At 67.4% G+C, this 22,585-nt stretch carries 22 protein-coding genes, 1 pseudogene and 1 riboswitch; of the genes and pseudogenes, 9 read left to right on the top strand and 14 right to left on the bottom strand.

Going from position 1 to position 22,585, the window contains the following annotated elements; translation table 11 throughout:
- Positions 1-12: 12 nt before the first annotated feature.
- Entirely contained in the window at positions 13-906 is an 894-nt protein-coding gene (locus HS041_RS07195) for a hypothetical protein (protein ID WP_196439700.1), read from the top strand.
- Between the two features lie 599 nt (positions 907-1,505).
- On the opposite strand, the gene HS041_RS07190 is transcribed toward HS041_RS07195, so the two are convergent.
- From HS041_RS07190 to HS041_RS07180, 3 genes are all read right to left on the bottom strand, one after another.
- Complete coding sequence (locus tag HS041_RS07190) at positions 1,506-2,945, bottom strand: helix-turn-helix transcriptional regulator (RefSeq protein WP_196439699.1); 1,440 nt, start codon at positions 2,943-2,945, stop codon at positions 1,506-1,508.
- Between the two features lie 21 nt (positions 2,946-2,966).
- Entirely contained in the window at positions 2,967-3,836 is an 870-nt protein-coding gene (locus HS041_RS07185) for a hypothetical protein (protein ID WP_196439698.1), read from the bottom strand.
- 993 nt (positions 3,837-4,829) lie between these two features.
- Complete coding sequence (locus HS041_RS07180; RefSeq protein WP_374058830.1) at positions 4,830-5,132, bottom strand: tyrosine-type recombinase/integrase; 303 nt, start codon at positions 5,130-5,132, stop codon at positions 4,830-4,832.
- Between the two features lie 199 nt (positions 5,133-5,331).
- On the opposite strand from HS041_RS07180, the gene HS041_RS07175 reads away from it, so the two are divergent.
- On the top strand, positions 5,332-5,562 hold the full coding sequence (locus HS041_RS07175; protein WP_196439697.1) for a hypothetical protein: 231 nt from the start codon (positions 5,332-5,334) through the stop codon (positions 5,560-5,562).
- A gap of 588 nt (positions 5,563-6,150) precedes the next feature.
- Here the strand turns inward: HS041_RS07175 and HS041_RS40380 are convergent.
- The 3 genes and pseudogenes from HS041_RS40380 to HS041_RS07165 form a co-directional block, all read right to left on the bottom strand.
- Positions 6,151-6,588 (bottom strand): annotated as a pseudogene (locus HS041_RS40380) (DUF6461 domain-containing protein); the annotation flags it as partial.
- Positions 6,589-6,889: 301 nt separating this feature from the next.
- A complete protein-coding gene (locus HS041_RS07170) occupies positions 6,890-7,285 on the bottom strand; it encodes a hypothetical protein (protein WP_196439696.1) in 396 nt (131 codons plus the stop codon).
- Between the two features lie 325 nt (positions 7,286-7,610).
- Entirely contained in the window at positions 7,611-8,060 is a 450-nt protein-coding gene (locus HS041_RS07165) for a hypothetical protein (RefSeq protein ID WP_196439695.1), read from the bottom strand.
- Between the two features lie 462 nt (positions 8,061-8,522).
- Between HS041_RS07165 and HS041_RS07160 the strand changes: the two genes are divergently transcribed.
- Entirely contained in the window at positions 8,523-9,719 is a 1,197-nt protein-coding gene (locus HS041_RS07160) for an acyltransferase family protein (RefSeq protein WP_196439694.1), read from the top strand.
- An 86-nt stretch (positions 9,720-9,805) separates the two neighbouring features.
- On the opposite strand, the gene add is transcribed toward HS041_RS07160, so the two are convergent.
- Entirely contained in the window at positions 9,806-10,750 is a 945-nt protein-coding gene (gene add, locus HS041_RS07155) for an adenosine deaminase (protein WP_196439693.1), read from the bottom strand.
- Positions 10,751-10,925: 175 nt separating this feature from the next.
- A riboswitch (SAM riboswitch) is annotated at positions 10,926-11,016 on the top strand.
- Between the two features lie 7 nt (positions 11,017-11,023).
- Between add and HS041_RS07150 the strand changes: the two genes are divergently transcribed.
- The gene (locus tag HS041_RS07150) at positions 11,024-11,671 is read left to right on the top strand and encodes a GNAT family N-acetyltransferase (RefSeq protein WP_255529548.1); all 648 of its coding nucleotides are present in this window, start codon (positions 11,024-11,026) and stop codon (positions 11,669-11,671) included.
- A gap of 4 nt (positions 11,672-11,675) precedes the next feature.
- Here the strand turns inward: HS041_RS07150 and HS041_RS07145 are convergent, their stop codons facing one another.
- Positions 11,676-12,566 (bottom strand): NAD(P)H-binding protein, encoded by an 891-nt coding sequence (locus HS041_RS07145; protein ID WP_196439691.1) that lies wholly within the window; start codon positions 12,564-12,566, stop codon positions 11,676-11,678.
- An 86-nt stretch (positions 12,567-12,652) separates the two neighbouring features.
- On the opposite strand from HS041_RS07145, the gene HS041_RS07140 reads away from it, so the two are divergent.
- Positions 12,653-13,078, top strand: a complete 426-nt coding sequence (locus tag HS041_RS07140; RefSeq protein ID WP_196439690.1) for a winged helix-turn-helix transcriptional regulator — start codon at positions 12,653-12,655, stop codon at positions 13,076-13,078.
- Between the two features lie 239 nt (positions 13,079-13,317).
- Here the strand turns inward: HS041_RS07140 and HS041_RS07135 are convergent, their stop codons facing one another.
- Both HS041_RS07135 and HS041_RS07130 read right to left on the bottom strand, forming a co-directional pair.
- Positions 13,318-13,695, bottom strand: coding sequence for a barstar family protein (locus HS041_RS07135; RefSeq protein ID WP_196439689.1), 378 nt, complete (start codon positions 13,693-13,695; stop codon positions 13,318-13,320).
- A 7-nt stretch (positions 13,696-13,702) separates the two neighbouring features.
- Positions 13,703-14,131 carry a ribonuclease domain-containing protein gene (locus HS041_RS07130; protein ID WP_196439688.1) on the bottom strand — a complete coding sequence of 143 codons (429 nt, stop codon included), beginning with the start codon at positions 14,129-14,131 and terminating at the stop codon, positions 13,703-13,705.
- Between the two features lie 764 nt (positions 14,132-14,895).
- Here HS041_RS07130 and HS041_RS07125 point away from each other — a divergent pair.
- Both HS041_RS07125 and HS041_RS07120 read left to right on the top strand, forming a co-directional pair.
- Entirely contained in the window at positions 14,896-15,798 is a 903-nt protein-coding gene (locus HS041_RS07125) for a putative protein N(5)-glutamine methyltransferase (RefSeq protein ID WP_196439687.1), read from the top strand.
- Between the two features lie 126 nt (positions 15,799-15,924).
- Positions 15,925-16,494, top strand: a complete 570-nt coding sequence (locus HS041_RS07120) for a DUF6624 domain-containing protein (RefSeq protein WP_196439686.1) — start codon at positions 15,925-15,927, stop codon at positions 16,492-16,494.
- A 123-nt stretch (positions 16,495-16,617) separates the two neighbouring features.
- Here HS041_RS07120 and HS041_RS07115 read toward each other — a convergent pair whose 3' ends face one another.
- The 4 genes from HS041_RS07115 to HS041_RS07100 form a co-directional block, all read right to left on the bottom strand.
- Positions 16,618-17,703, bottom strand: coding sequence for a serine hydrolase domain-containing protein (locus HS041_RS07115; protein WP_196439685.1), 1,086 nt, complete (start codon positions 17,701-17,703; stop codon positions 16,618-16,620).
- Between the two features lie 35 nt (positions 17,704-17,738).
- A complete protein-coding gene (locus HS041_RS07110; protein ID WP_196439684.1) occupies positions 17,739-18,683 on the bottom strand; it encodes an RNA polymerase subunit sigma-70 in 945 nt (314 codons plus the stop codon).
- A gap of 89 nt (positions 18,684-18,772) precedes the next feature.
- Positions 18,773-19,408 carry an HAD family hydrolase gene (locus HS041_RS07105; RefSeq protein ID WP_196439683.1) on the bottom strand — a complete coding sequence of 212 codons (636 nt, stop codon included), beginning with the start codon at positions 19,406-19,408 and terminating at the stop codon, positions 18,773-18,775.
- Positions 19,409-19,525: 117 nt separating this feature from the next.
- Complete coding sequence (locus tag HS041_RS07100; protein WP_196439682.1) at positions 19,526-20,158, bottom strand: LysE family translocator; 633 nt, start codon at positions 20,156-20,158, stop codon at positions 19,526-19,528.
- 278 nt (positions 20,159-20,436) lie between these two features.
- Here HS041_RS07100 and HS041_RS07095 point away from each other — a divergent pair, with 278 nt between their 5' ends.
- A complete protein-coding gene (locus HS041_RS07095; RefSeq protein ID WP_196439681.1) occupies positions 20,437-21,681 on the top strand; it encodes an MFS transporter in 1,245 nt (414 codons plus the stop codon).
- Between the two features lie 124 nt (positions 21,682-21,805).
- On the top strand, positions 21,806-22,504 hold the full coding sequence (locus tag HS041_RS07090; protein ID WP_196439680.1) for a J domain-containing protein: 699 nt from the start codon (positions 21,806-21,808) through the stop codon (positions 22,502-22,504).
- Positions 22,505-22,585 lie beyond the last annotated feature (81 nt).

Below are 22,585 nucleotides of genomic sequence, written 5' to 3'. Positions count from 1 at the left end.
TATTATCTGCGAATGACTCGCGGAGAGTATGACCCCGTACCGTTCGGATCGGGGCAAACGACACGAAGGGAGATTATCAGCCGAAAATGGTTGATAAGTGTCGGATTGCTAGGATTGATCTTGGTGGTGGGTTCCGCGATCACCGCACTTCTATGGCCAGAACTAAATTCTATATGGTCATCCCTTCAACTTGAACTGGGAGCCACACTTCTTCTTTTCTCCGTTCTGTTCCACGTTGAGCGGACGTTTGTTCGTCGAGAAGTTAGGACGATTGCCGAAGACTTGATTCGGGCAATTACCCCAGATGATATCCCAAGAATGGCGAAAGAAGATCCCGAACAGCTCCAAAGGGTCGCAGATCCCCATGGCCCGGTCGCTATTGCCGAAGAGTGGAGGGAGGCGATTCTTCAGGGAGACTTCAAAAAAATTTGGCAGCTAAGCGAAGACAACTGGAAGCTCTGCCGAATTCAAGCATGGATTTATAATAATAGAGAACAGCTCAAGGCGTTCGATCGAGAAGACCTAGATAGGCTCGCCGAAGACCTCCTACAAAAAACGGAAAAGAGTCGCTTATGGCGCCCTTTTATTAAAAGCGAGAAGCTTCAATTTAAAGAAGCTTGGGGAATTGCAAGAAAAGAGCTCTGGGGTGTAGCCGGTAAGAGAAGATGCCTTGGGCCAAACTATGAGCTAGTTATTCTAACCCCGCTAGGGGAAAGAGAAACTGGCTACATCGTGAATGCCCCGGCAGGGTTGCCGGCAGCGATGCAGCTCCTCATGCATAAGTCGGATGGTCAGTGGAAGCTAGCAGCGTTTGGCGCTCATGCTCCTCCATTGCCGGGTTGGCCGCCAGCATGGTGGATTGAAGGAGATCCAGCCGCAGAAGCTGCGACGGATGAGGACGGATGAGCTCGCCGATTACCTATGAGTGGTGGTTGGCGATTCGTCTAGCACATATGCAGGCATTGCCGAATTGTTCTTGTAGGGATCAAGGGGCGGCGGCGCTGCGCGCCGTCGCCCGGCCCTGCGCCTGCCAGCGCGCGCCGGGCATGCGGCCTGGGGGCCGGTCCCGGCACGCGCGCAGGACTCCGGGCCGTCGCCGCACGAGCGCCGCGCCGTGCCTCCGGCGTCCGCCAGCACCTGGGTCACGCCGCCGCCCCAATGCGTCACGACGATCGCCATAGGGTGGCCGGAGTCTGATGTGGTCGGGGGCGATCGAAGATCCGGGGTTCGTTCCTCACCCCAGCTCACCGAGAAGCATGGCTCATCTATCGGCGCAGCGAGCGGCTGGCGCGCCGCCGTATTTGACCCTCTGCCACACGCCGCCGGTGCACTATGCGCCAGCTGTAATTAGGTGCTGCTCTATCCCCTACCCCTCCTCGATTGTGCACGATCCCCAAGGACCGTCAAGGTCCGTGAAGATTAGGAGACTTTCTACGGAACCTCTGGCTCTGAAATGAAATCAGCTAAATTTCATGTGCGACCATGCACTCTGTCTACCGCTGACTCTATTCGATATATTGTTGTTTAATTTTCACGAGATCTTGCCGACTAAAGATGGTTCCATCTGGATGCTTTTCCATGGCTAGCGCCAGGAGGCCGTTTGGAATCTGACGGCGCTGTGAGTCAATGAAGAAGGTAGACGATGCTATGTCATCCAATAAACAGTTAAAAAGACTTGCCAGATAGGAGGGGCCAGTGCCGGAGTAACCCCATGTGGCCGTGATGCCGTCGGAACCACCAGGGGCAAGGTATGTTCTTCCGTCGTAGGTGCAGATCCATACATCCTTGTCCAGAACAATAGATTGAAGAGGTGATGTCGATGGTAGCTTTTGTGGAACAGCTGCGAAATAACGCCCGTCATTGGCGCGGTAGGCCGGTAGGTTTGTTAATGGATCTCGAAGGAGGATGTCGTCGGAAGACGCGCCCAGCCATACAAATTCAGCACACCATGGGGTTTCGCAGAGAGACTCCAACCAGTTATCGACTATGGTGGAATTCCCAGGAATCAGTTGGGTTACAGAGGAAAACGAAAGAATTTTTTTATCGATCCATCCCTTTGTTTCATCGATGCATTGAGCTGCGAGCTCATCGGTTCGCGCACCGATTTTTGCCCATGCTTGCCTGCGAATTTCTAGACTTGGAACAGGGGAAGGTTCGGGCTCGGGAATTGGTTTAACTGGAAATGTTACATCTTTGAAGTCCTCGTATTTTTCCCAGTGACTCAGTTCCCATTCGGCTGACTTCATTGCTTGATAGCGAATGCGACTAACGAAATGGCGAAGCGTAACTGAAACAGGATCATCCTCTTGATAAGCATTTGCGAGCCTAAGGAGGAGTTTCTCGTCAAGACTGTTTTGTGCGCGCCCCATGATAGTAGGGCTGCCTGGCACCCAACGCATCATCAAATCATGATCCTGTAAAGCTGTTGGCCAGAAGGGTGCAGGATAACCTAAGGCCCGTTTTAGCTCTGCCCAACTAGGAAGATTGCTGTACTCGGGATCAGCGGGACTGAACTCCTGCAGCGTCTTACCAGTGAAGCCCCAGTCAGGACCCACGAGCAATATAGAGAAAGCATGGGAAAGAAGGCGAAGAATTTTTGACGATTTATGGTAAAAACTTGGATGGGCTGGGTAGACAAGGCATATTTCGCCATACTCGGTGTCCCAGGACAAAACCGCGTAATCCTCGATGATGCGAAGACCAAGGTATGGGCGTGGAGTCGGTGGTGGTCTTAGGTCTTTGAGCTTATAAGGATTAGCCATAAGATGACCACGACGTCCTGCCCACTGTTCTACTGCACGTTGCGACCAACGGTCGTGCCCCTCCTCGTCACGCACCGGGAGAGGGAATCCGAGCTGCCCTACGAGCTTCCAGGTATCGGGCTGTGACAGCTTAAGAAGAGATGCAACCTGCGCGACTGTCAAAAAGTCGGGCTGGCCCGCCATACGCTGCTCCTAACTGTGGTTCTACAAGACAGTATGCTCATGTCCAATATAAGATGAGATCTGTTCATGTAGCTGGAGTGCTGCATTATTCAATGTCTCGTACATGGCGTTCGCTTGTTCGCTATCCATGATTGCGGCATGCAATCGGTGCACAATCCCGTCAAGGTGTGATTCCATAGATTCGAGCTGATCGCCATGTTGCTCTAGCTCGTCGAGTGCAATCCCGGCGGATATTGTCCAATTGCGAGGGCTATTTGTTGGATCCCCTCCAGGTGGTGCGATCCAGTCTAGGACTTCCTGGAAGTGGTCGAGTATCTCGGCGTCTATTAGAGCTGTGTCAGATACAGCATGCAGTCGTGGCTGAACGTACTCGCGCAATATCGTTAAGTTGCTACGCATACCTTCAACCGTATCTGCGATAGTCGTCGGAGAAGCCCAAACATGGGTCCAAGCATCGCGACACCTAGAGCCTAGATCTACAATAGTAGAAATATTTTTTTCTGTTATCCTGCGCTTCTCTGGCGGGTTGATTAATATCTCTTCTATGGCATCCAACGCCTGGCCGCGAAGCTTAAAGAATAGAGATGATCCTTGTTGGAAAGTTATGTGATATGGCCGAGCTTGAAGTTGATTCGAATGAGCTACTATTCGAGTGGAGGAATCAAGTGCAAGGCTAGCAAGCGAGCGTCTCTGTTGCAGTTCTTCTCGATGAATCGTAATCTGATAGAGGACGATCACACCTACAGGTACAGCAAATAGAAATCCAGTGAGTGAGGATAGTAGGTTAGTAAAGAAAGGGCTGTTTTCCCATGCGCCCAGTGCATCTCCCACCAGGCCTGCCAGGCCGAGGGCTAACCCGATCCCCAACATGAAGGCTGCTATGGTCTTCATGTTGGTAGGGCTATTCAGCCAAGCTGATCTTATGAACAGCCCAGCTCGTTTGATAGACTCGACTGCCTGAGCTCTACGGTCAACCGTCACATACATACACTAGATCGGCCATGGCGCTGTGGGGTACGACTTCCCTCTGTACGTGCCGAAGTCGGTCAGGGCAGTGCCGATTACCCGTTCGTTACTCGGCGGCTTGTAGTAAGACGATCGATGCCGAGGCCCTACTTCTGCTCATCCTGGCATCGGGTGACCTCAGCTAAGGCGACAGCAGCGCTGGAGATGGGGCCACCCACTGGAACGAAGCATCTCGCAGATATCACGCTACCCGTGGGGTATATCTGGGATGATCTTGTGTAGTAGGGGTGAGGAGCGTGGTTTTGCCCAGGTGGGAGGACCCGTCCCCGTTGGGAATGCAGCCCTCTTGAAAACCGCTAAGCCTCCGGCGGGGGCACTTCGGCTCCGGGATGATCAACGTTGCAGCACGAAGGCCGTAGGTGGTTGAGGTGGAAGCTGGATCTTCCCGTCTGCCTCGTCCCAGGCAAGCCCAACATCTCGACTCCTCCGGATCAAGGCCGTCTGTGATCGTTGGCATCCCATGGCCGAGGAACGTCTACCGGCCGGCGTACACGCGAAGACGGCCTTGATCCTCCGTCCCCGAGCTGTTGCCCCTCCGGGGTGGGACGAGGCAGACGGGAAGATCCGGCGGGGGAAGTGTGCGCGTCCGCGCATGATCCGAAGCTTGATCGCGTGCCAGATGCGTGCCAGAACAGGCGGGGAACCACGGTCACTCACGGGGAATCACGGGGGCTGGACTCGCCCTGACCCGCACCCCTGTTTTCCCAGCTCAGGGCGGCAAGGTCAGTAGATGATTCCCAAGCTGACAGCGCGGGTTCGATTCCCGTCACCCGCTCCAATCGCTAAGGCCCAGGTAGGGAGCATGATCCCCACCCGGGCCTTGATTCTTTCCGAGCCTGCTCTCACTCGCGTGCCAGATCAGTTGATCTTGACCCCGACAAGGGGCGGATCATCGCCGTCCTCGTCGTCGTCCTTCTTCGGCTTGAGCCCTTCCTTGACGATCTCCCCCAGTGCGTCAGCGATGGCCCGATCTCGGTCCTTCGCCGCATGCAGATAGATCATCGCGACCTTGGTGCTGGAGTGGCCCATTCGCGCCATCAGTTCTTTGAGCGAGGCCCCGGTCATCGCGGCCAGGGTGTTGCCCGTGTGCCGGAGATCATGAATGTGGATTGCCGGAAGCCCGGCGTCCTTGATCGCCTTGGTCAAGGCGGCGGCGCGCACCGACCGCCGGGTCCGCCATACCCGACCAACTCGCCGTACCAGGGCCGCACCGCCTATCACACGCGAGGACCTGGCTGCTTCAAGACCTTCCGGAGGTTCGGCATTCACACAGGCCGGTCGGATCTTCTACTGTCGTTGTTAGCCAACCTGGGAGATCTTGCACCCGCGCTGTAGAAAGCGGCTGAAGAAAGGAAGCACCGTGAACGCGTTCACGTGGGTTCTTATTGTGGTGTTCGGTGGAGCAGCTGTCATCCTGATCCGGGACGGGTTGATCTCCAGACGCCGGCCTGGCCGGAAGCGCATCTCCGTGCCGGTCAGCATCTTGAAGGGTGCCCGCCTCCATGAAGCTCAGGGTGGCGTGGATGGGGTCATGCTTCTGAACCAGGAAGCTCGGCGTGCTCACGACCTAACCAAGAACCTCAATTACTGAACTGACTAGACGGTGGGAACATGGCAGCCACCCAGTACCACCCTCACGATCGCCTGCGGGTGGCTGATCACCGTACGTGGCTTGGGGGCGATCGACGGTCTGGGGCTTCGTTCCTCCGCCCCGGCCCACCGAGCACCGTGGCAACGAGGAGCGAGGTCTCCCTGTAGGCCGCGTGCCAGATCCGTGCCAGAACAGACGGGGAACCGCGGTCACTCACGGTCGACCGGCCCGCCCTGACCTGCACCCCTGTTTCCCCAGCTCAGCCCAGCGTGATCAGTAGCCGGCTCCCAAGCTGACAGCGCGGGTTCGATTCCCGTCACCCGCTCCACGAGTGAAGGCCCAGGTCAGGGAGCAAATCGCACTCGGGCCGCCCGCCGTACCGCGCCACGCCACGCCACGTCCAACCAACCCGCCGTACTGGGACCGCACCGCCGTCCCAGCTATCGGTGCAGGACCCGCCAGAGCGCGGCCACGACGGCCAGCACCAGGACGGCAAGAATCAACAGTTCAAACCAGCCCAAGCCGAACACAGGCACCCCTTCTCGGCCTCGATCACCGAATTTACGGTGGTCCTCCGGGCGAGCCCGGTCAAGACCCTTCGCCTCCGGCGGAGGCGCTCTGGCTCCGGGATGATCGCCAACGGTGCGTTCGCTGCCGCCGATCTGTCGGTGGCCGAGGCAGGGGCCCGCTCATCCCGTCTGCCATCGGCCCGGGACAAGCCGAGCAGACCACGGACCGGGGCGCCAGATCGTTCGCCCGCAGGGCGCCCACCTGGCGCCCGGCTCGCGCCTTACCTCCCCTGCGGGATTCGACGAACTCCCGCCTACTTCCTCGTCGGCCTTTGCACTCGGCAACCGTCCAGTCCCCGATGCGAGCGACCGTGATGATCTCCTCAAGGCTCTCCGCCACCTGGTGTGCGGCGACCTCTTCATTGGAGATGAGTCGGATGTCCCGTTCCTCGGCACCAAGTCGGTGGAGGACCTCACGCTCGTCCAGTCCATGAACGAAGGTGATCGTGTAGGCGGGGCCGAGCGGCCCGTCCTCAGGCCGGTCGTAACGGCTGGGCCGACTCCGAAGTCTCGCTCATTCACGCGAACCACCTCGTACGCCTCAGGGTTCGCAGCGAAATATGCCTCATGGACGTGAGGCCGCACCGCGCCCCTCGCCCCGGCTCCGCAACCGTAGGCCTCGGCCCGCTCCTGGATACACGGAGTGCCGACAAGGTGGACGATCCGAGTCGTCCGCATCGATCGGGACGGATAGTCCAACATGTTCCAGCAACCTGCACGAAATCCCGAACAGGTCTCGAGAACACCACGCGGGAAGATCAGGGGGTGGAAGACGTGCAATGCACGACCGTGCCCGGGGAAGGATCGACGGGAGGCTCATCGCAGATCAATATCTCCGGCGGAGTCATCGCAAGGCTGATTCCCTGCCCGAGCGGCACGATGAACGCAGCAAGCAGCCAGTACGACAGAGCGGGCCGTCCCGCGACAAGCCGGTATGCCAGAACCGCCATCAGGCCGAACACCAGTGAGACGAACAGCACCCAGACCGCCGTACCGTCAAGCCGAGGTGACCCGTCTGGGATGTACCACCCGGTCATAACAGCGATCACGAGAGAGACGTGAAAGATCGCTCCGAAGACCAGAAGCGCCAGGGTGATTCGGATGATCCGGCCGATGGCCAGGGGCCTGGGTTTCCGCATAAGATCATTCAGCATTCGCTTCCCGCTTCCCGCTCAATGTTCTTACGGGGAAATGCCGAGAATGCGACCAGAGCAACGCCGGCGAAGACAGCGGGAAAGAGCAGCTAGGTAGTTCGCCAGAGACGCTGCGGCCAGGATCACACCGATCCTGATGTTCGCCATAAGGCGATGAGAACGGGACGCCTCGGCCTTCGCCACGGTCTTCGCACTTTCGTCGGTGACAGATTTCCCCAACGATATGCGTTGCCGGATTGTGCTTATGAAGATCAAGTCGGCGGCGCGGAACCGCCGTACCGAAACAGCCTGCCGCACCCGCGCCACGCCGCCGCGGCGATGAGCTTCAGCCAACCCCGTTGTCAATGATCCGCCACGGCCGACCCGCATCGGCGCGGACCAGCGTGTATCCCCAGACCGTGGGACCGTTCGGCATGGAACCCTCGTCGCTGTGCCGGAGCACGAACTCCACGGGGACGTACACCGCCTCTCGGTAGCTCCCATCGTCCGGAGCCGCGTAATCGCGTTCCGGCCGCGGCGCGCCGATCCGCACGTGGGAGAACTTCGCGTCGTCGAACAGGCTCTCCTGCCGTTCGGCGAAGGACGGGGTCGACAGTTTCCTGCCCGCCGCGCTGTCGTGAGCATTGATCGCATCGATGTAGGCCGACACCACGGCCTGAGGAGACGCACCGACGGGAAGGACCGGTCCGTCGTCGGCATCCTGGCACCCCGCGACCGCCATGACGCCCATGAGGGCCAGGACGGACACGGCGACAATCCTGGCGAAGACCACCACAGGATCCATTCGTAACCTGGCTCTGGCGCGCAGAGCCCTCTGACGAAGTCACCAGATCGTATGCAACGGTCAGCCGTGCCACGTCCCATGATGGGTGGCGCAACCCTGCGGAGCAGGGGCGGTGCTACGCGTCGCCGGTGGTGGCGCCCTTCGGCGCGGGCCCTCGCACGGCGATCAGCCCGCACGTGCCGGGCGGCCAGCGCGTGCGCGCGGTCCGAAGCCGGGGACGCGCCGTTCTCCCCGGCCGTGATCCACACGGCGATCGACTCGGGCGGCGGCGGACATCGGCATGAGATAGGCGGTCCGGCCGACCTGCGGCTGTCCGATGACCCCGGTGCCGGTGCGGCCGCGGACGAGCAGGTGCGGCCGCGCGCGGCCGTACCTGCTCGTACTTGGCTCGTCGACCGCCGCCGTTTACGGGCGGATGCATATTTTTAGGACATTGATCGCTAACATCACCGGATGCTGACTATCCCGGTGGCAAAGCAGCAGACCAGTCGGCGCATGGCCTGGCTCGACGCCCTCCGCGGTATCGCCGCTGTGGTGGTGGTCTTCGAGCACGCCTTCAAGTTCCTGCTGCCCGAGGCGCGGATGCCGGTAAAAGCGGTTTTCGAGCCCGGATGGTACGGGGTAATGGTGTTCTTCCTGGTCAGCGGCTATATCGTGCCGGCGTCGCTGGAGCGTCGGGGAAGTGTGCGAGCCTTTTGGATTTCTCGTCTCCTCCGGCTGTATCCGCTGTTCGGGGTATGCGCGGCGGGTGTGGCGCTGCTGATGGCGGCCGGTTGGGACGGCCTGCACATCTGGTGGAGCTCGCGGCCGATATCCATGACGCTGGGGCATCTGACGATGCTGCAGAACCTGTTGTATATGCCGAACCTGGTCAATGTGCTGTGGACGCTGTCGTACGAGATGGCCTTCTACCTGCTGGTGACCGCGATGTTCAGTCTCGGCGTGCACCGGAGGAGCAGTGCGGGCGTGCTCGGTTTCACCGTGTCGGCCGTGCTGGGTGCGGGAACGCTGCCGGTCGCGCTGCTTTCGGCCGGTGGATCGGGGCGGATGCTGGCGGTGGCGCTGGCGGTGGCCACGCTGGTGGCGACGGGGCTGACGGCGGTGCTCGCGGGTTCAGGCCGGGTACGGCAAGCGGGCGCGGTCGTCATCGGAGTCACCGTGCTGGCGCTGCTGGCGGTCAACCAGAGCTATCCGGCCCCCGGGCAGGGGCTGCTGATCCTGGCGACCATGTTCGCCGGCACGGCGCTGTACAGGGCCGAGCAAGGCGAGATCTCCTGGAAGGAGGCGGGATGGGTGGTGCTGGTGCCGCTGGCCGGGATCTGGCTGGCGCGAGGCGAATTCGGCCTCCAGACGGCGATAGCCGCCGCCTGGATCACCTTCGTCGCCGGGATGGCCCTGCGGCGCCGCAGGGTGCCGGAGGTTCTGAGCTGGCTGGGGCTGATCAGCTACTCGATCTACCTGCTTCACCCGCTGCTGCTGGAGAGTGTCGAGCGGTTCTGGCCCGAGCCGCTGGTCGTGCCGCTGGGGCTGCGGTTACTGGCACTGGCAGGCGTGGTGGGGCTGCTGCTCGGAATCAGCACGCTGACGCAGCGTTTCGTGGAGGCTCCGGCGCAACGGCTGGGTAAGCGCCTCATCTCAGGTGACGGTTGACGTTCCGGAGGTGCACCCGTGAACAGCGGGATCGTCACCCTGTCCGCCTTGGAACCCGATGATCCCGTGTCGGGGGTGTCTGACCGCTACGGGCCGCTGAGCCAGGCAGCCGCTCCCGCCGTGATCTGCTCCTTCACCTGAGGCGGGGCGAAGGAGGCCCCGGCCCCGGCCACAGCCAGCTCGGCCAGCTCGGCGTCGGTCAAGCCGAAGACCTCGCGCAGCCGGCTGTACTCGTCGGCCAGCGCCGTCTCGCCGTCGGTGTTGATCGTGACGACCAGCCCGGCCGCGCGCAGGCGCGGCAGCGGGTGCTCGGCGAACGTCGGAACGAGCCCGAGCAGGACGTTGGAGGTGGGACACACTTCCAGCGGGACGCCGCGCTCGCGCACCTCGGCCACCAGCGCCGGGTCGTCCAGCACCCGGATGCCGTGCCCGAGCCGCTCGCTGTGGCCCGGGCCGAGAGCCTCGCGGATGCTGGCGGGCCCGGCCGCCTCGCCCGCGTGGTGGACCAGGTGCAGCCCGGCGTCCTTGGCCGCGTCCAACACCCCGGTGAACGGCGCCAGCGGGTGGCTCTCGTCACCTGCCAGCCCGATGCCGATCACCTCGTCATACCGGGTGGCCAGCTTGAGCGTCTGCCACAGCCGCTCCACCGGCCGCCGGCGGGAGTGGTCGAGCAGCACCCGGCACTCGATCCCGTGGCGCCTGCCCTCGGCCAGCCCGTCCAGCACCGCCTCCAGCGGCATCTCCAGCGCCCCGACGCGCTCGCCGTGGGAGGCGGCGGTGAAGGTCACCTCGGCGTAGCGGGTGCCCTGCGCCGCCTCATCCTGGCAGAACTCCAGCGCCATCCGCCGGAAGTGCTCGGGTGTGCGCAGCAGCGCGCGCACCCGGGCCCGCTGGTCGGCGAACTCCCGGAAACTCGTGAACGGCCCCTCCGGCTCGGGCGGCCCGCCCCACTCGCGCACGGTCTGCGGCCGCACAGTGCTCTCCAGATGGACGTGCAGGTGGGCCTTGGGCAGCAGACGAAGATCCCTCACCTCTCCAGCCTAGATCAAACCGTCCGGCGCGACCCTGACGGGAAGACGTCCGTGTCCCTGGCGGATTCGAACCCCCGTCGACGGAGCCGGGCGGGGAAACGCGCTTCCCCGCCCGGGCGCCGTGCGGCATCGCGTTGACCGCCGTCGGCGGGCTCAGGCATGATCTCTTCTCCGAGATTCATCCAGAGGATCCGAGGGACCTGGCCCAGCGACGATCCGGCAACCTGCCCCGAGGGAGAAGGTGCCACTGCCAGGAACGATGAGAGGTGCCTGATGACGTCGCGGCTCGATGTTCCCGTGCTCCACGGATCGCTCGTCCGGTTGGAGCCGCTCACGATGAGCCACGCGCCGGACCTGGCACGGGCTGCCGAGGAGGACCGGTCCTCCTACGCCTACACCCTGGTCCCGCGGGCCGCCGAGGTAGCGGCCTACGTGGAGGGTCGGTTCGCGGAGGGAAGCGGGGGATGGACCCCTTTCGCGCAAGTGCGCACGAGCGACGGGACGGCGATCGGCTGTACGGCGTTCTGGGATCTTCGGACGTGGCCGGGCCGGCAGGACCTGCAGGCCGTCGAGGTCGGCGGGACCTGGCTCGCCGCGTCGGCGCAGGGCACCGGGATCAACACCGAAGCCAAACTCCTCCTGCTCACCTATGCGTTCGAGACGCTGGGCGTCGTCCGCGTCGACCTCAAGACCGACGCCCGTAACGAGCGGTCGCGGCGGGCGATCGCGGGCTTGGGCGTCCGCTTCGAGGGAGTGCTGCGCAGCTGGTCGCGCTCCTGGGCGCCTGGCGAGGAAGGGCTGTTGCGCGACTCGGCCATGTTCTCGGTGATCGCCGGCGAATGGCCGACCGTCAAGTCAGCGCTCCGGGCCCGCCTCACCGGAACCGGCCGCCGCGACCGGCCGAGTGGGTCCGCTTCCTGAGTGCTCACTCCGGCGGACCTCCATGGGCCGCCGTGACGGCGGTCTCCAGAGCGGAGCGCGGGGCACGGTCGAGCAGGGCGCGCAGGTCGCCTCCGGTCTCCGCCATGAACCCGCCCGCGATGGCGGAGTAGGTGCTCACCAGCATCGGGACCTGGAAGGGCGCCAGACCGAGGGAGGCGAAGTCCTCGCGGGCCTGGGCGAGGGTGCCGGGTTCGTAGGAGACGGCGGCCCCGGTGGCCGCGGAACGGGCCCGTGCGAGATCGGCACCGCCGACGGCCTCCTCGCCGACCAGCTCGTACACCTGACCCGCATGCGCCGCGGCGTCGGTGACCACGCGGACGGCGGCGTCGGCGAGATCCTCCCGGGCGACCGCGGCCAGCCGTCCGCTCCCCAGGGGCGCGGTGATCCTGCCGTCCACGACCGGGGTGAGCGCCGCGAGCAGTTCGGCGTAGAGACCGTTGCGCAGGATCGTCCAGCCCGCCGTACCCGACCGGAGCCTGCGCTCGGTCCAGCGATGGGCGAGGGCGTAGGCGAGATGGTCCCCGGCGGCGCTGAGACTGGTGTAGACGATGTGCCCGACCCCGGCCTTCTCGGCCGCGTCGATCGCGGCGCCGTGCCGGGCGATGACGGCGTCGTCCTCGCCGTACCCCGCCGAGACGAGCAGCAGCGTGTCCACGCCCGCGAAGCCGTCCGGCAGCGAGGCGGGGTCGTCGAAGTCGATCCGGCGCACCGGTACCCCCGCGGGGAGGCGTTCCGGGTTCCTGGTGCCGGCGACGACGTCACCCGGGACCGGGCGGACCGCCGTACCGGCCACGGTGCGCCCGGCCGTACGGCCGGCCAGCCGGTCGACGACGAGCCTCCCCAGCGCGCCCGAGGCGCCGGTGACAAGGATCATGAAAGTTCTCCTCCGAGCGAGTGGTTCCCTTCGGTAACTGGGACCATCATCGGGAACCAGCACGCGCGCCATAAGGAGGCATCTTCATGTCAGTCGGGCACACGGAGGTAACCACCGGGCCGACCACGGGCCCGGTCGTCTCCTGCGGCGGTGAGCACGAGGACTGCGGCATCCGAGAGGTCCTCGACCGGATCGGGGACAAGTGGTCGGTCCTGGTGATCGTGGAGCTGGCTCAGGGCGTGCGCCGGTTCCGGCAGCTCCAGCGGGCGGTGCCCGGCATCTCCCAGCGCATGCTCACCCTCACCGTCCGCCGCCTGGAGCGCGACGGCCTGATCTCCCGGACCGTGTACGCCACGGTCCCTCCTCAGGTGGAGTACGAACTGACGGCGACGGGCCACAGCCTCACCCACCTCGTGAAGGCCCTGGCCGACTGGTCGGCCGAGCACCGCGAGGGCATCGCCGCCTCGCGGCGCGCCTGGGACGCCGCCCACCCCGGCTCCGGCATCCGCTGACGGCGGCCTGCCGATCCGGGCTACGGCTACGGCTACGGCTACGAGGTCAGGCTCTGTGCGCCGACGCGGGCTTCGCCGTCGTCGAGCGGTTCGAGGACGCCGACACGAGGACGCCGACACGAGGACCCCGACACGAGGACCCCGACACGATGCTCTTCGAGATGAGGTAGCGGCCGCATCGGTTCCCGCCGTGGTGGATGACCGTCAATCGGTCACCCGACCGCCGTTTCCCCGGCCGATCACGCCAGGGCGGTGGCGGCCCGCCGGCGGAGCAGGGCTTCGTGGCCGGGGTCGGTGCACAGCGTCATGGTCAGTCCGGTGTCGGCGGCGTCGGCCAGGACGGCCAGCAGCGTGGCGAACTGCGCGGGAGGCTCGGCGCTGAGCAGTTCCTCGGCGTGCTCCACGACCAGGGCGACGCCCCCGGCGCGGGTCGCATCGCGCAGGGAGTCGGCGAGGGCGTCCCAGTTCCGGCCGAAGTAGTCGGGGAGATGCAGGACCCGCGCCAGCTCCTCGAAGAAGGCGGCGCGGGTCTGGCACGCGCGTCCGTCGACGACCACCGGTGCCGGGCCGGTGGACACCGTCAGCCATCGCGGCAGCGGAGGTGCGGCGGACGCCATGGAACTCCTAGAGCCTGTAGAAGTCGGTGTAGTGGTTCGGCGAGAACCAGGTCACGCCGGTGCTGCGGTTGACGACGATCCGGTACGCGTCACGCGAGGCGCCCCGCTCCCGGGGGTACACGTCGTACTCGTGGTACGTGGCGCCGCCGGGGAGCTGGCCCTCCCGGTTGTAGAAGCGACCGCCGGTGTAGTTGTACCTGCCGTCCTGCCAGGAGTACCAGCCTCTGCCGGTGGGGTAGCCCTTCGAGGCCCAGATCGCCCTGGCCGAGCGCGCGTCGGAGCACCGGGAGACGGTGCATGAGCCGAAGACCGACGCGTCGGCGGGGGTGACGGTGACCGGGGTGACGGCGGCCAGCCCGGTCAGGGACATGGCGGTGGCCAGGACGGCGGCCAGCCGTACCGGCCAGGAAGGACGAGGGCGTCGTGGAGTGTGCACGGAACCTCCTTGCGGAGTATGTGGGGGGACACCTCTCAGGATCATCGCCCGGCCCGGCCCGGATAAAGACAAAAGCCGCTAAAGGTATGGCGAACTCTCCGTGGCACCGGTACGGCTCACCGGAGGAGGCGGCCGGTCACCGCAGCGGCAGCCGTACCGCGCCGGATGGGCGGTCCGTGACAGGGCACTGGGAGTGCTCGCCGCGGGGTGCCTGGCATCGGCGGTGCCCGGTGCCACGACGGCCGAGGCCGGGACCACCGGCGCGCAGGAGACGAGTGGGGCCCCGCCCGACACCTGCGCGACCGGATATGTCTGGCGCGGCGCCAGGGCCGATGACCACGTCTGCGTCACCCCCGCCATCCGCGACCGCACGGCCGGGGAGAACGCCACCGGCGTCTGGCACGCCTGCACGCCGTCGACACGAAGCACCTTCTGCGCGGGAAGAGCTCGTTCACTCCTCCGCTCGGCGCGTACGTGCAGGTGCGGGAGAACGGCGGCGCGTGGTCGCCCCGGGTGCCGATCGCCTGGCGTCGGTGCGCCCTTCTGTGACGGCCGCCCCGTCCCGGCGGCCGGTCGGGAGACAGGCCCGCGGGAGCTTCTCGGTCTCGTCCGGCTCGGGTAGTGTTACCGTCTCCAGTAGTGATCGTTCCGAGGAGGTGAGACCCATTACCGCCAGATCAGGCCGGGTGCTCCCGCCTCACGGCCACACGGTTCGCCTGGCGTAGGCGGCCGGGGAGCGCCCGTCGGCATTCCGAAGGGTTCCCATGTCGCTTTCCTCGCCGCCTTCCCCGTCGTCCCTGTCCCGCTCCGACGTCGTCACCGCGCTCCGGGCCGCCGGCTGCGTCTTCGCCGAGGACGAGGCGCACCTGCTCATCTCCACCGCGCGGACATCCGACGACCTCGCCGCCATGCTGCGGCGGCGCGTCGCCGGGCTCCCCCTCGAACACGTCCTCGGCTGGGCCGAGTTCTGCGGCCTGCGGGTAGCGGTGGACCCCGGGGTGTTCGTGCCCCGCCGCCGCACCGAGTTCCTCGCCCGCCAGGCCGTCGCCCTCGCCCGCCGGATCACCGGCCGCGCCGCCCCGGGCAACCCGGACGCGGCAGACCCCGGCGACCCGGCGGCCCCGGACGCGGGAGGACCGGGGAGCCCCGCCCGGCCGCGCGCCGTCGTCGTCGACCTGTGCTGCGGCTCGGGTGCGGTGGGCGCCGTGCTGGCCGCGGCCCTGGAGCAGGCCGAGCTGCACGCCGTGGACATCGAACCCGCCGCGGTGGAGTGCGCCCGCCGCAACCTCTCCGCCGCCGGCGGCCTGGTGTACGCGGGTGACCTCTACGAGCCGCTTCCCGCCACACTGCGCGGCCGCGTCGACGTCCTGGTCGCCAGCGCGCCCTACGTGCCCACCGAGGCGATCGGCCTGCTGCCCGCGGAGGCCCGCGTGCACGAGCCGCGCGTGGCGCTCGACGGCGGCGCGGACGGGCTCGACGTCGTGCGGCGGGTGGCCGCCGCGGCGCCGCACTGGCTGTCCCCGGGCGGTTGCCTGCTGGTCGAGACGAGCGAACACCAGGCCCCGCGGACCGCCGAGGCCGTCGCCCGTGCCGGGCTGGTCCCGCGGGTGGCCGGTTCCGACGAGCTGAACGCCACCGTCGTCATCGGGAGCAGGGTCGCCCTGTGAAAGAACGCCGCGCCGGGAGGTCACGAGAAGGGGCGGCCGTACGACCGGGGTCGGGACAACCCCTCGCAAGATGCCCGATTCGCGTTGTACGTTCAGCTTCAGGTCCCCTTCGGAAGAAGGCCCACGATGCGTGCACTGCTGGCATTGCTCCTCGTAGCGCTCCTGGCTGTCCCGGCCTGCGGTGACGACTCCCCCCGCGAGCCGGAGCTGCGGGCGGAGCTGCTGAAGATGCTGGAACGGGACCAGGCCGTCAGGACGTCGCCCGACGTGCCGACGGAGGAGTGGGACCGCGTGGACAGCGCCAACGCCGCGCGCATGCGTCAGATCCTCGACGAGCACGGCTGGCCCGGCTGGTCGCTGGTCGGCAAGGACGGCTCCACCGCGGCCTGGGCCCTCGTCCAGCACGCCGATCTCCAGCCCGACCTCCAGCGCAGGGGGCTGGAACTGCTGCAGAAGGCCGTCGACGACGGCGACGCCTCCCCGGGCGACCTGGCCTACCTGGTGGACCGGGTCCGGGTCGCCGAGAACAAGCCCCAGGTGTACGGCACGCAGTGGGAGCCGAGGGAGGGGGGCGAGTGGAAGCCGCGGACGCCGATCGAGGACGAGGCCGGAGTGGACGAGCGCCGCAGGAAGGCCGGGCTCAAGCCGCTCCAGGAGTACCTGCGCGAGCTCAAGTCCCTCCCCGGGCAGGGGTGAGCGCCGGTCTCGGCACGCTCCCAACGCGCCGAACCGCGGAGACCGCGGCGGTCTACGGGGAGACGATCGCCCGCACCCGCAACGCGGGCGATCGCGACTTCCCGCACCGCCGCCGGGAAGGCCTCACAGCACGATCCGGGCCACCCGATCGACCGTGCTGAAGTCCCCGGCGGAGGCGCGGTTCTTGGTCACCCCGACCGCGATGCCCGTGGCGGTGTCCGCGAAGGCCGCCGTTCCCCCGCTGCCCGGCATCCCGAAGACGGTCGGGCGGTCCAGCATGCCGACGGCGTATCCCAGCCCCCAGGTCGCGGGCATGCCGGTGACCTCGTCCGTGCCGGACGCCGCGGGCGAGGTCGCCTCGCGCAGCCGTTCGGCGGAGATGAGCCCGCCCATCAGCGCGTCGTACACGCGGGCCACCGCCCGCGCGGTCATGGTGGCCCCCGAGTCGGAGGTCAGGATGTCGGGCCGGTTGCTGTAGGCGGCGTCGGGCATCGCCGCCATCGGCGCGGCCGTGTAGCCGTCGACGACCCTGAAGAACGGGATCTGGGCGAGCATCTCCGGCGGCATCTCCATCTTCGTCTCCGGCTGCGCGTCCTCGATCACGGCCAGTCGCGGCAGTTCCGCGGGCGGCACGGCGAGGAACAGCTCGCCGGAGACGCCGAGCGGCTCGGCCACCTCCTCGCGGAGCACCTGGGAGATGGTCCTGCCGGTCGCCCTGCGCACGATCTCCCCGGCGATGAACATGAAGGTCTGCGGGTGGTAGCCGAACCTGGTGCCCGGCTCCCACCAGGGCGTGGCGGCGGCGATGGCCGCGCACATCCGGTCCCAGTCGGCGACGTCCTCGGGGGTGGTGTCCACCGGCACCCCCGGCACGCCGGCGGAGTGCGTGAGCGCGTGCCGCAGCGTCGCCTTCTCCTTGCCGTTGGCGCCGAACTCCGGCCAGTACGAGGCGATCGGCGCGTCGTAGTCGAGCACCCCGCGCTCGGCGAGCACGTGCACGACGGCCGAGATCACTCCCTTGCCGGTGGAGGTGACGTAGACCGGGGTGTCGGAGGTGAAGGGCCGGCCGGTCGACGGGTCCGCGACCCCCGCCACCGCGTCGACCAGCAGCTCGCCGCGGCGGTAGACCGCGACCTGCATCCCTCGCTCGGCTCCCGACTCCACCAGCTCGTCGATCGCGGCCTGGACGTCCTTCTGAAGATCGGACATGTCCGTTCCCCTTCCTCGGTGACTCGTTGCTCCTCCTAAGACGAGGCAGCCGGGGGAAAGGAATCGGGGAGGCCGAACTCGGGGAACATGTCGTGCCCGAACGTGGTGATCTGGGTGATCAGCCCGCCTTCGACGCGCAGGACGCCGAGCCAGTACGGGCGGTACAGGGAGTCGACGGGCCTGCGGAGGTAGGCGGCGACCGCGGGCTGCCGGTTGGCCCGGGTGGCGACCAGCCGCCAGTCGCCCCACGCCCCCTCGCCGGCCATCGCGGGTGTCCAGGACGCCATGAACGCCTCGCGTCCGAGGATCCACATCGGCGAGGGCGGCATGGTCTGGTAGACGTCCGCCCGCAGCAGCTCGGGCAGCAGGGACGGGTCGGCCTGTTCGAGGGCGTCGACGTAGCGCCGGACCACGGCGGCCTCCTCCTCCGTCGCGGACGCCAGCCGCTGCCCGGGCAGGTGTTCCCGCAGGACCGGCCGGGCCCGCTGGAGCGCGCTCTTGACCGCGGCCACGCTCGTCTCCAGCGCCTCCGCGGTCTCCTGCGCCGACCAGCCGAGGACGTCGCGCAGGATCACCACGGCCCGCTGCCGCGGCGCCAGGTGCTGGACCGCGGACAGGAAGGCCAGCTCGATCGTCTCCCGCTCGATGACGGCGTCCAGCAGGTCGTCGGGGTACGGCTGCAGCCACGGCACCGACGTCCTGGTCGGCCACTCCAGCCACGAGTCGGCCACCACGGGCGCCTCGCGCGGCTCCGGCCGCCGCGGACTCGCCCGCAGGAAGTCGAGGCAGGCGTTGGTGGCGATCCGGTAGAGCCAGGCCCGCAGCCCCTCCTCGCTCTGCAGCGAGTCACGCCTCCGCCAGGCCCGCAGGAACGTCTCCTGCACCATGTCCTCGGCCTCGTCGAACGAGCCGAGCATCCGGTAGCAGTGCACGTGCAGCTCCCGCCGGTGCTGCTCGACGGCCTCGCTGAAATCCCCCACCTTCTCCTCCCGAACTCCTCCCGAGCTCCTCCCGAAGCGATCGATCCGGCAGGCCGGCTCCCGCGCCGGGAGACCGGGCCGCACCCGGGCTACGGGGCGACCGGCCGGGGCCCGCCCTCCAGCAGCGGCGCCAGCGCCTCGCGCAGGTCCGCGGCCTCGCGGTAGAGCACGCCGGTCATGCCGAGGGCCCGGGCGGCCTCGACGTTCTCCTCACGGTCGTCCACGAACAGGCACCGTACGGCGCTCGCCCCCGCCCGCTCGGCCGCGATCTCGTAGATCCGCCGCCCGGGTTTGGCGGTTCCCACCCTGGCGCTGCTGACGACCTCGTCGAAGAAGTGCGCCAGGCCCAGCGCCCGCAGATCGTCCTCCAGCTGGAACGTCGCGTTCGTCACCAGCACCACCGGCACCCGCTCCTGGGCCCGGCGCAGCAGGCCGAGGACCTCCTCGTCCAGGTGGGCTCGGGCCCGGGCGAAGGCGTCTCCCAGCGCCGCGGCCCGCTCCGGGGAGCCGAGCGTCCCCTCCAGCCCCGCGACGATCGACTCCCTCCACTGCTCGGTGGTGATCTGCCCCTGGACGACCGGGGCGAGCCGCTCGGGTGCGAGGGCGACCTTCGCCGTGGTGCCCTCGGCGATCCCGTAGAAGCGTTCGAGCCCGGCCAGCTCGCCGGCGTCGTAGTGGCGGATCACACCGTCGAAGTCGCACAGCACGGCGGCGTACAGGCTCATGGTTTCTTCTTTCGTGCACGAGAGAACAGGGGGACCGGCGGGCCGGAGCCGTCACGCCGCACGCTATTGCCCTCCCGCCGGATGATCAACAGGCTTGTCCCCCCGCAGCGGCCGCCCTCAGTCCTGTACGGCCAGGCGCACGCCGAAGCCCACCACGACGACGCCGGTCAGCCGGTCCAGGGCGCGCCTGACCGGGGGCCTGCCCAGCCAGCCGCGCAGCAGGACGGTGAAACCGATGAGCAGCACGCTCCACAGCAGGCCCTCGATCACGTGCACGCCCGCCAGCAGGGCTCCCATCAGCAGGTGGGGGACGTCGTCCGGCATGAACTGCGGGAGCACCGCGATGTAGAAGACCCCCATCTTCGGGTTGAGGAGGTTGGTGAGCAGGCCGCTCCGGAAGGCGGGGAGGAACCTCTCGCCCTCCTCCCCGCTCTCCGGGACCTCGGCGGCGGCGCGCCCCCGGCGGCTCTCCCAGAGCATGCGGGCTCCCATCCAGACCAGGTAGGCGGCTCCGGCCCAGCGCAGGACGTCGTAGGCGAGCCGGGAGGTCGCCACCAGGGTCGAGATGCCCGCCGCGGTCGTCACCCCCCAGACGAGGGTCCCGGCCTGGATTCCGAGGACCACCCCCCAGGCGGACCGCCTGCCGGAGAGCATCGACGTGCGCAGGATGAGCGCGGTGTCGAGGCCGGGTGTCATGGTCAGCAGCCCGACGACGAGGGCGAAAGAGACGACCGCGGTGTAGATGTCCACGGGAGACCATCGTATGACGACCGTATGGCGGCTCAGACGACGTTCATCAACCAACCCACATCAGTGGTGCAGAACGCCTGAACCTTCCCATGACCATGCATCCCCGGGTGCCCTGCGCCGAAAGCCGCTGTCCTCTCGCGGGCCCCGCGGCATAGACTCGATGCCATGAGACACCGACATTGATGAACGCCTAGAAGAGGTCGACGCGGGGCACGCTGCCGCGGACCACCCGGGACGCCAGCCGCCCGGAGTCCGAAACGTCCCCACGGAAAGACCTCATGATCATTTCTTCCTCACGCGCGCCCGGCGCGCGCGCGAAGCGGCTGGCAGCGACGCTCTACGTCTACACGTTCCTCGACGATCTCATCCTGCTCTACCCGGTGTACGCGCTGCTGTTCGCCGAGACCGGGCTGTCCGTCACCGAGATCTCCTCGCTCTTCGTCATCTGGTCGGTGACCGGCATCCTGCTGGAGGTCCCCTCCGGCGTATGGGCCGACGCGGTCTCCCGGCGGCTCCTGCTCTGCCTGGCCCCGCTTCCGGCGGCCGCCGGCTACGCCCTCTGGGTCGCCGCCCCCTCCTACTGGGCGTTCGCCCTCGGGTTCGTCCTGTGGGGCGTGCGCGGGGCGATGGGCTCGGGCGCCTTCGAGGCGCTCGCCTACGAGGAGCTCGACCGGCTGGGCGCGGCCGACACGTACATCCGGGTGATCGGCCGCGCCGAGGTGGCCGGCCTCTGCGGGGTGGGGGTCGCCACCGCGACCGCGGGACCGGTGTTCGCCGCCGGCGGCTACCCGGCGCTGGGCGCGGCCAGCGTGATCGCCTGTCTGCTGTGCGCGGCCGCCGGCATGGCCCTTCCCGAGCACCGCTCACCGGCCTCGCCGGACGGACAGGGCGCGGACGCCGGGGACGGCGGGCCCGGCGGTTACGCCGCGATCCTGCGTGCCGGCCTCGCCGCGGCCCGCGGTGACCGGGCCGTACGGCGCGCGCTGTTGCTCATCCCCGCCGTGACGGCCGTCTGGGGCGCGCTGGAGGAGTACGTCGCCCTGCTCGTGGCGGAGACCGGAGTCGCGGCGCAGGCCGTGCCCCTGTGGGTGCTGCTGGTCTGGGTGGGGGTGACGGCCGGGGGCTTCCTCGCTCCGGCCGGGCGGCGCCTGACCACCAGGGCACTGGCCTGGACCCTCGCGCTCGCCGCGTTCGCCCTGGCCTCCGGGACGGCCGGCGGGCATCCGGCCGGGCTGGTCCTGGTCGCGGCGGCCTTCTGCGTCTTCCAGATGACGAGCGTGGTGGTGGACGCGCGGCTCCAGGAGAGGATCGCGGGGCCGAGCCGGGCGACGGTGACCTCCATGGCGAACCTGGGCACGGACCTGGTGACGGTCCTGGTCTACGGCGGTTACGCGGCCGCCTCGGCGTTCGCCGGCCACGGCTTGGTCTTCGCCCTGTTCGCCGTGCCGTACCTGCTCCTCGCGCTCGTACTGGGGTACGGCGGGCGCGCCCGCGAGGTGGCGGGCGGCACGACGTCGGCGTGACGAGCTTCCGCACGTCCGGATAAAACATCACATCAGGACCATCACGTCGAGACGGTTCATCCGTCTGCTCTCGTGCCAGAATGGCTCACCCCGAGAGCTTCGCGTGGACGGATGCCGCATGGGCGTGAACGATCTTCAAGGGAGAGATCCGTACCAGGTTCTCGGCGTTCCCCCCGACGCCACCCCCGAGGATCTCCGGCAGGCGTACCGGCGGCTCGCCCGCCGGTACCACCCGGACAAGAATCCGCAGGGCCAGGCGGCGTTCGCGGAGATAGCCAGCGCGTACGGCCTGCTCTCCGACCCCGGGCGCCGCCTGCGCTACGACGCCGCGCGGACCGTTCCGTCCTCCGGAGGGCCGGAGGACGACAGCGGACCGGGAGACGACACGGGAGACGACAGCGGGCCGGCGGCCGCCGACGGAGCGGGACACCGGAGCGGAGCGGAGTACGGCGGCGCAGCGGGACACCCGGGCGGAGCCGGGCCACCGGGCCGCGAGGGGGGCGGGCCGCGCGGCGCGGCGGGATCGAGGGCGGGGACGGCGGGAGCGCGGCCGGAGAGTCCGGCAGCGCGACTGGAGCGCCTGTACGGACCGCGCCCGACCGTCCGGACCGCCGCCAAGCTGGTGCTCTTCCACCTCCCGGCGGGAGGTTTCCTGTCCGTGCTGGTCAGCGCGTTCATCACCTTCCCGTACGGCGACGCGGCCCGGGATCTGGGCAGGATCGCGGCCGTCCTGCTCTGGCTGGCCCTGTGGAGCTTCCTCGCCGCGGCCAAGCTCAAGCTGTGGCTGCTCTACCGCCGCACGACGGGCACCGGCCGATCATGAGCCGCCGGGCCCCGCCGTGACCCCTGCCTCACGACCGGCGCTCCACGGCCGTTCCGTCCCGCCGCGTGACCGCTCCGCCAC

The organism is Planomonospora sp. ID67723, assembly GCF_015711605.1.
Classification (GTDB): Bacteria; Actinomycetota; Actinomycetes; order Streptosporangiales; family Streptosporangiaceae; genus Planomonospora_A.
The sequence above is the reverse complement of the archived record's forward strand: the minus strand, read 5'-3'. Positions and strand labels throughout refer to the sequence as shown.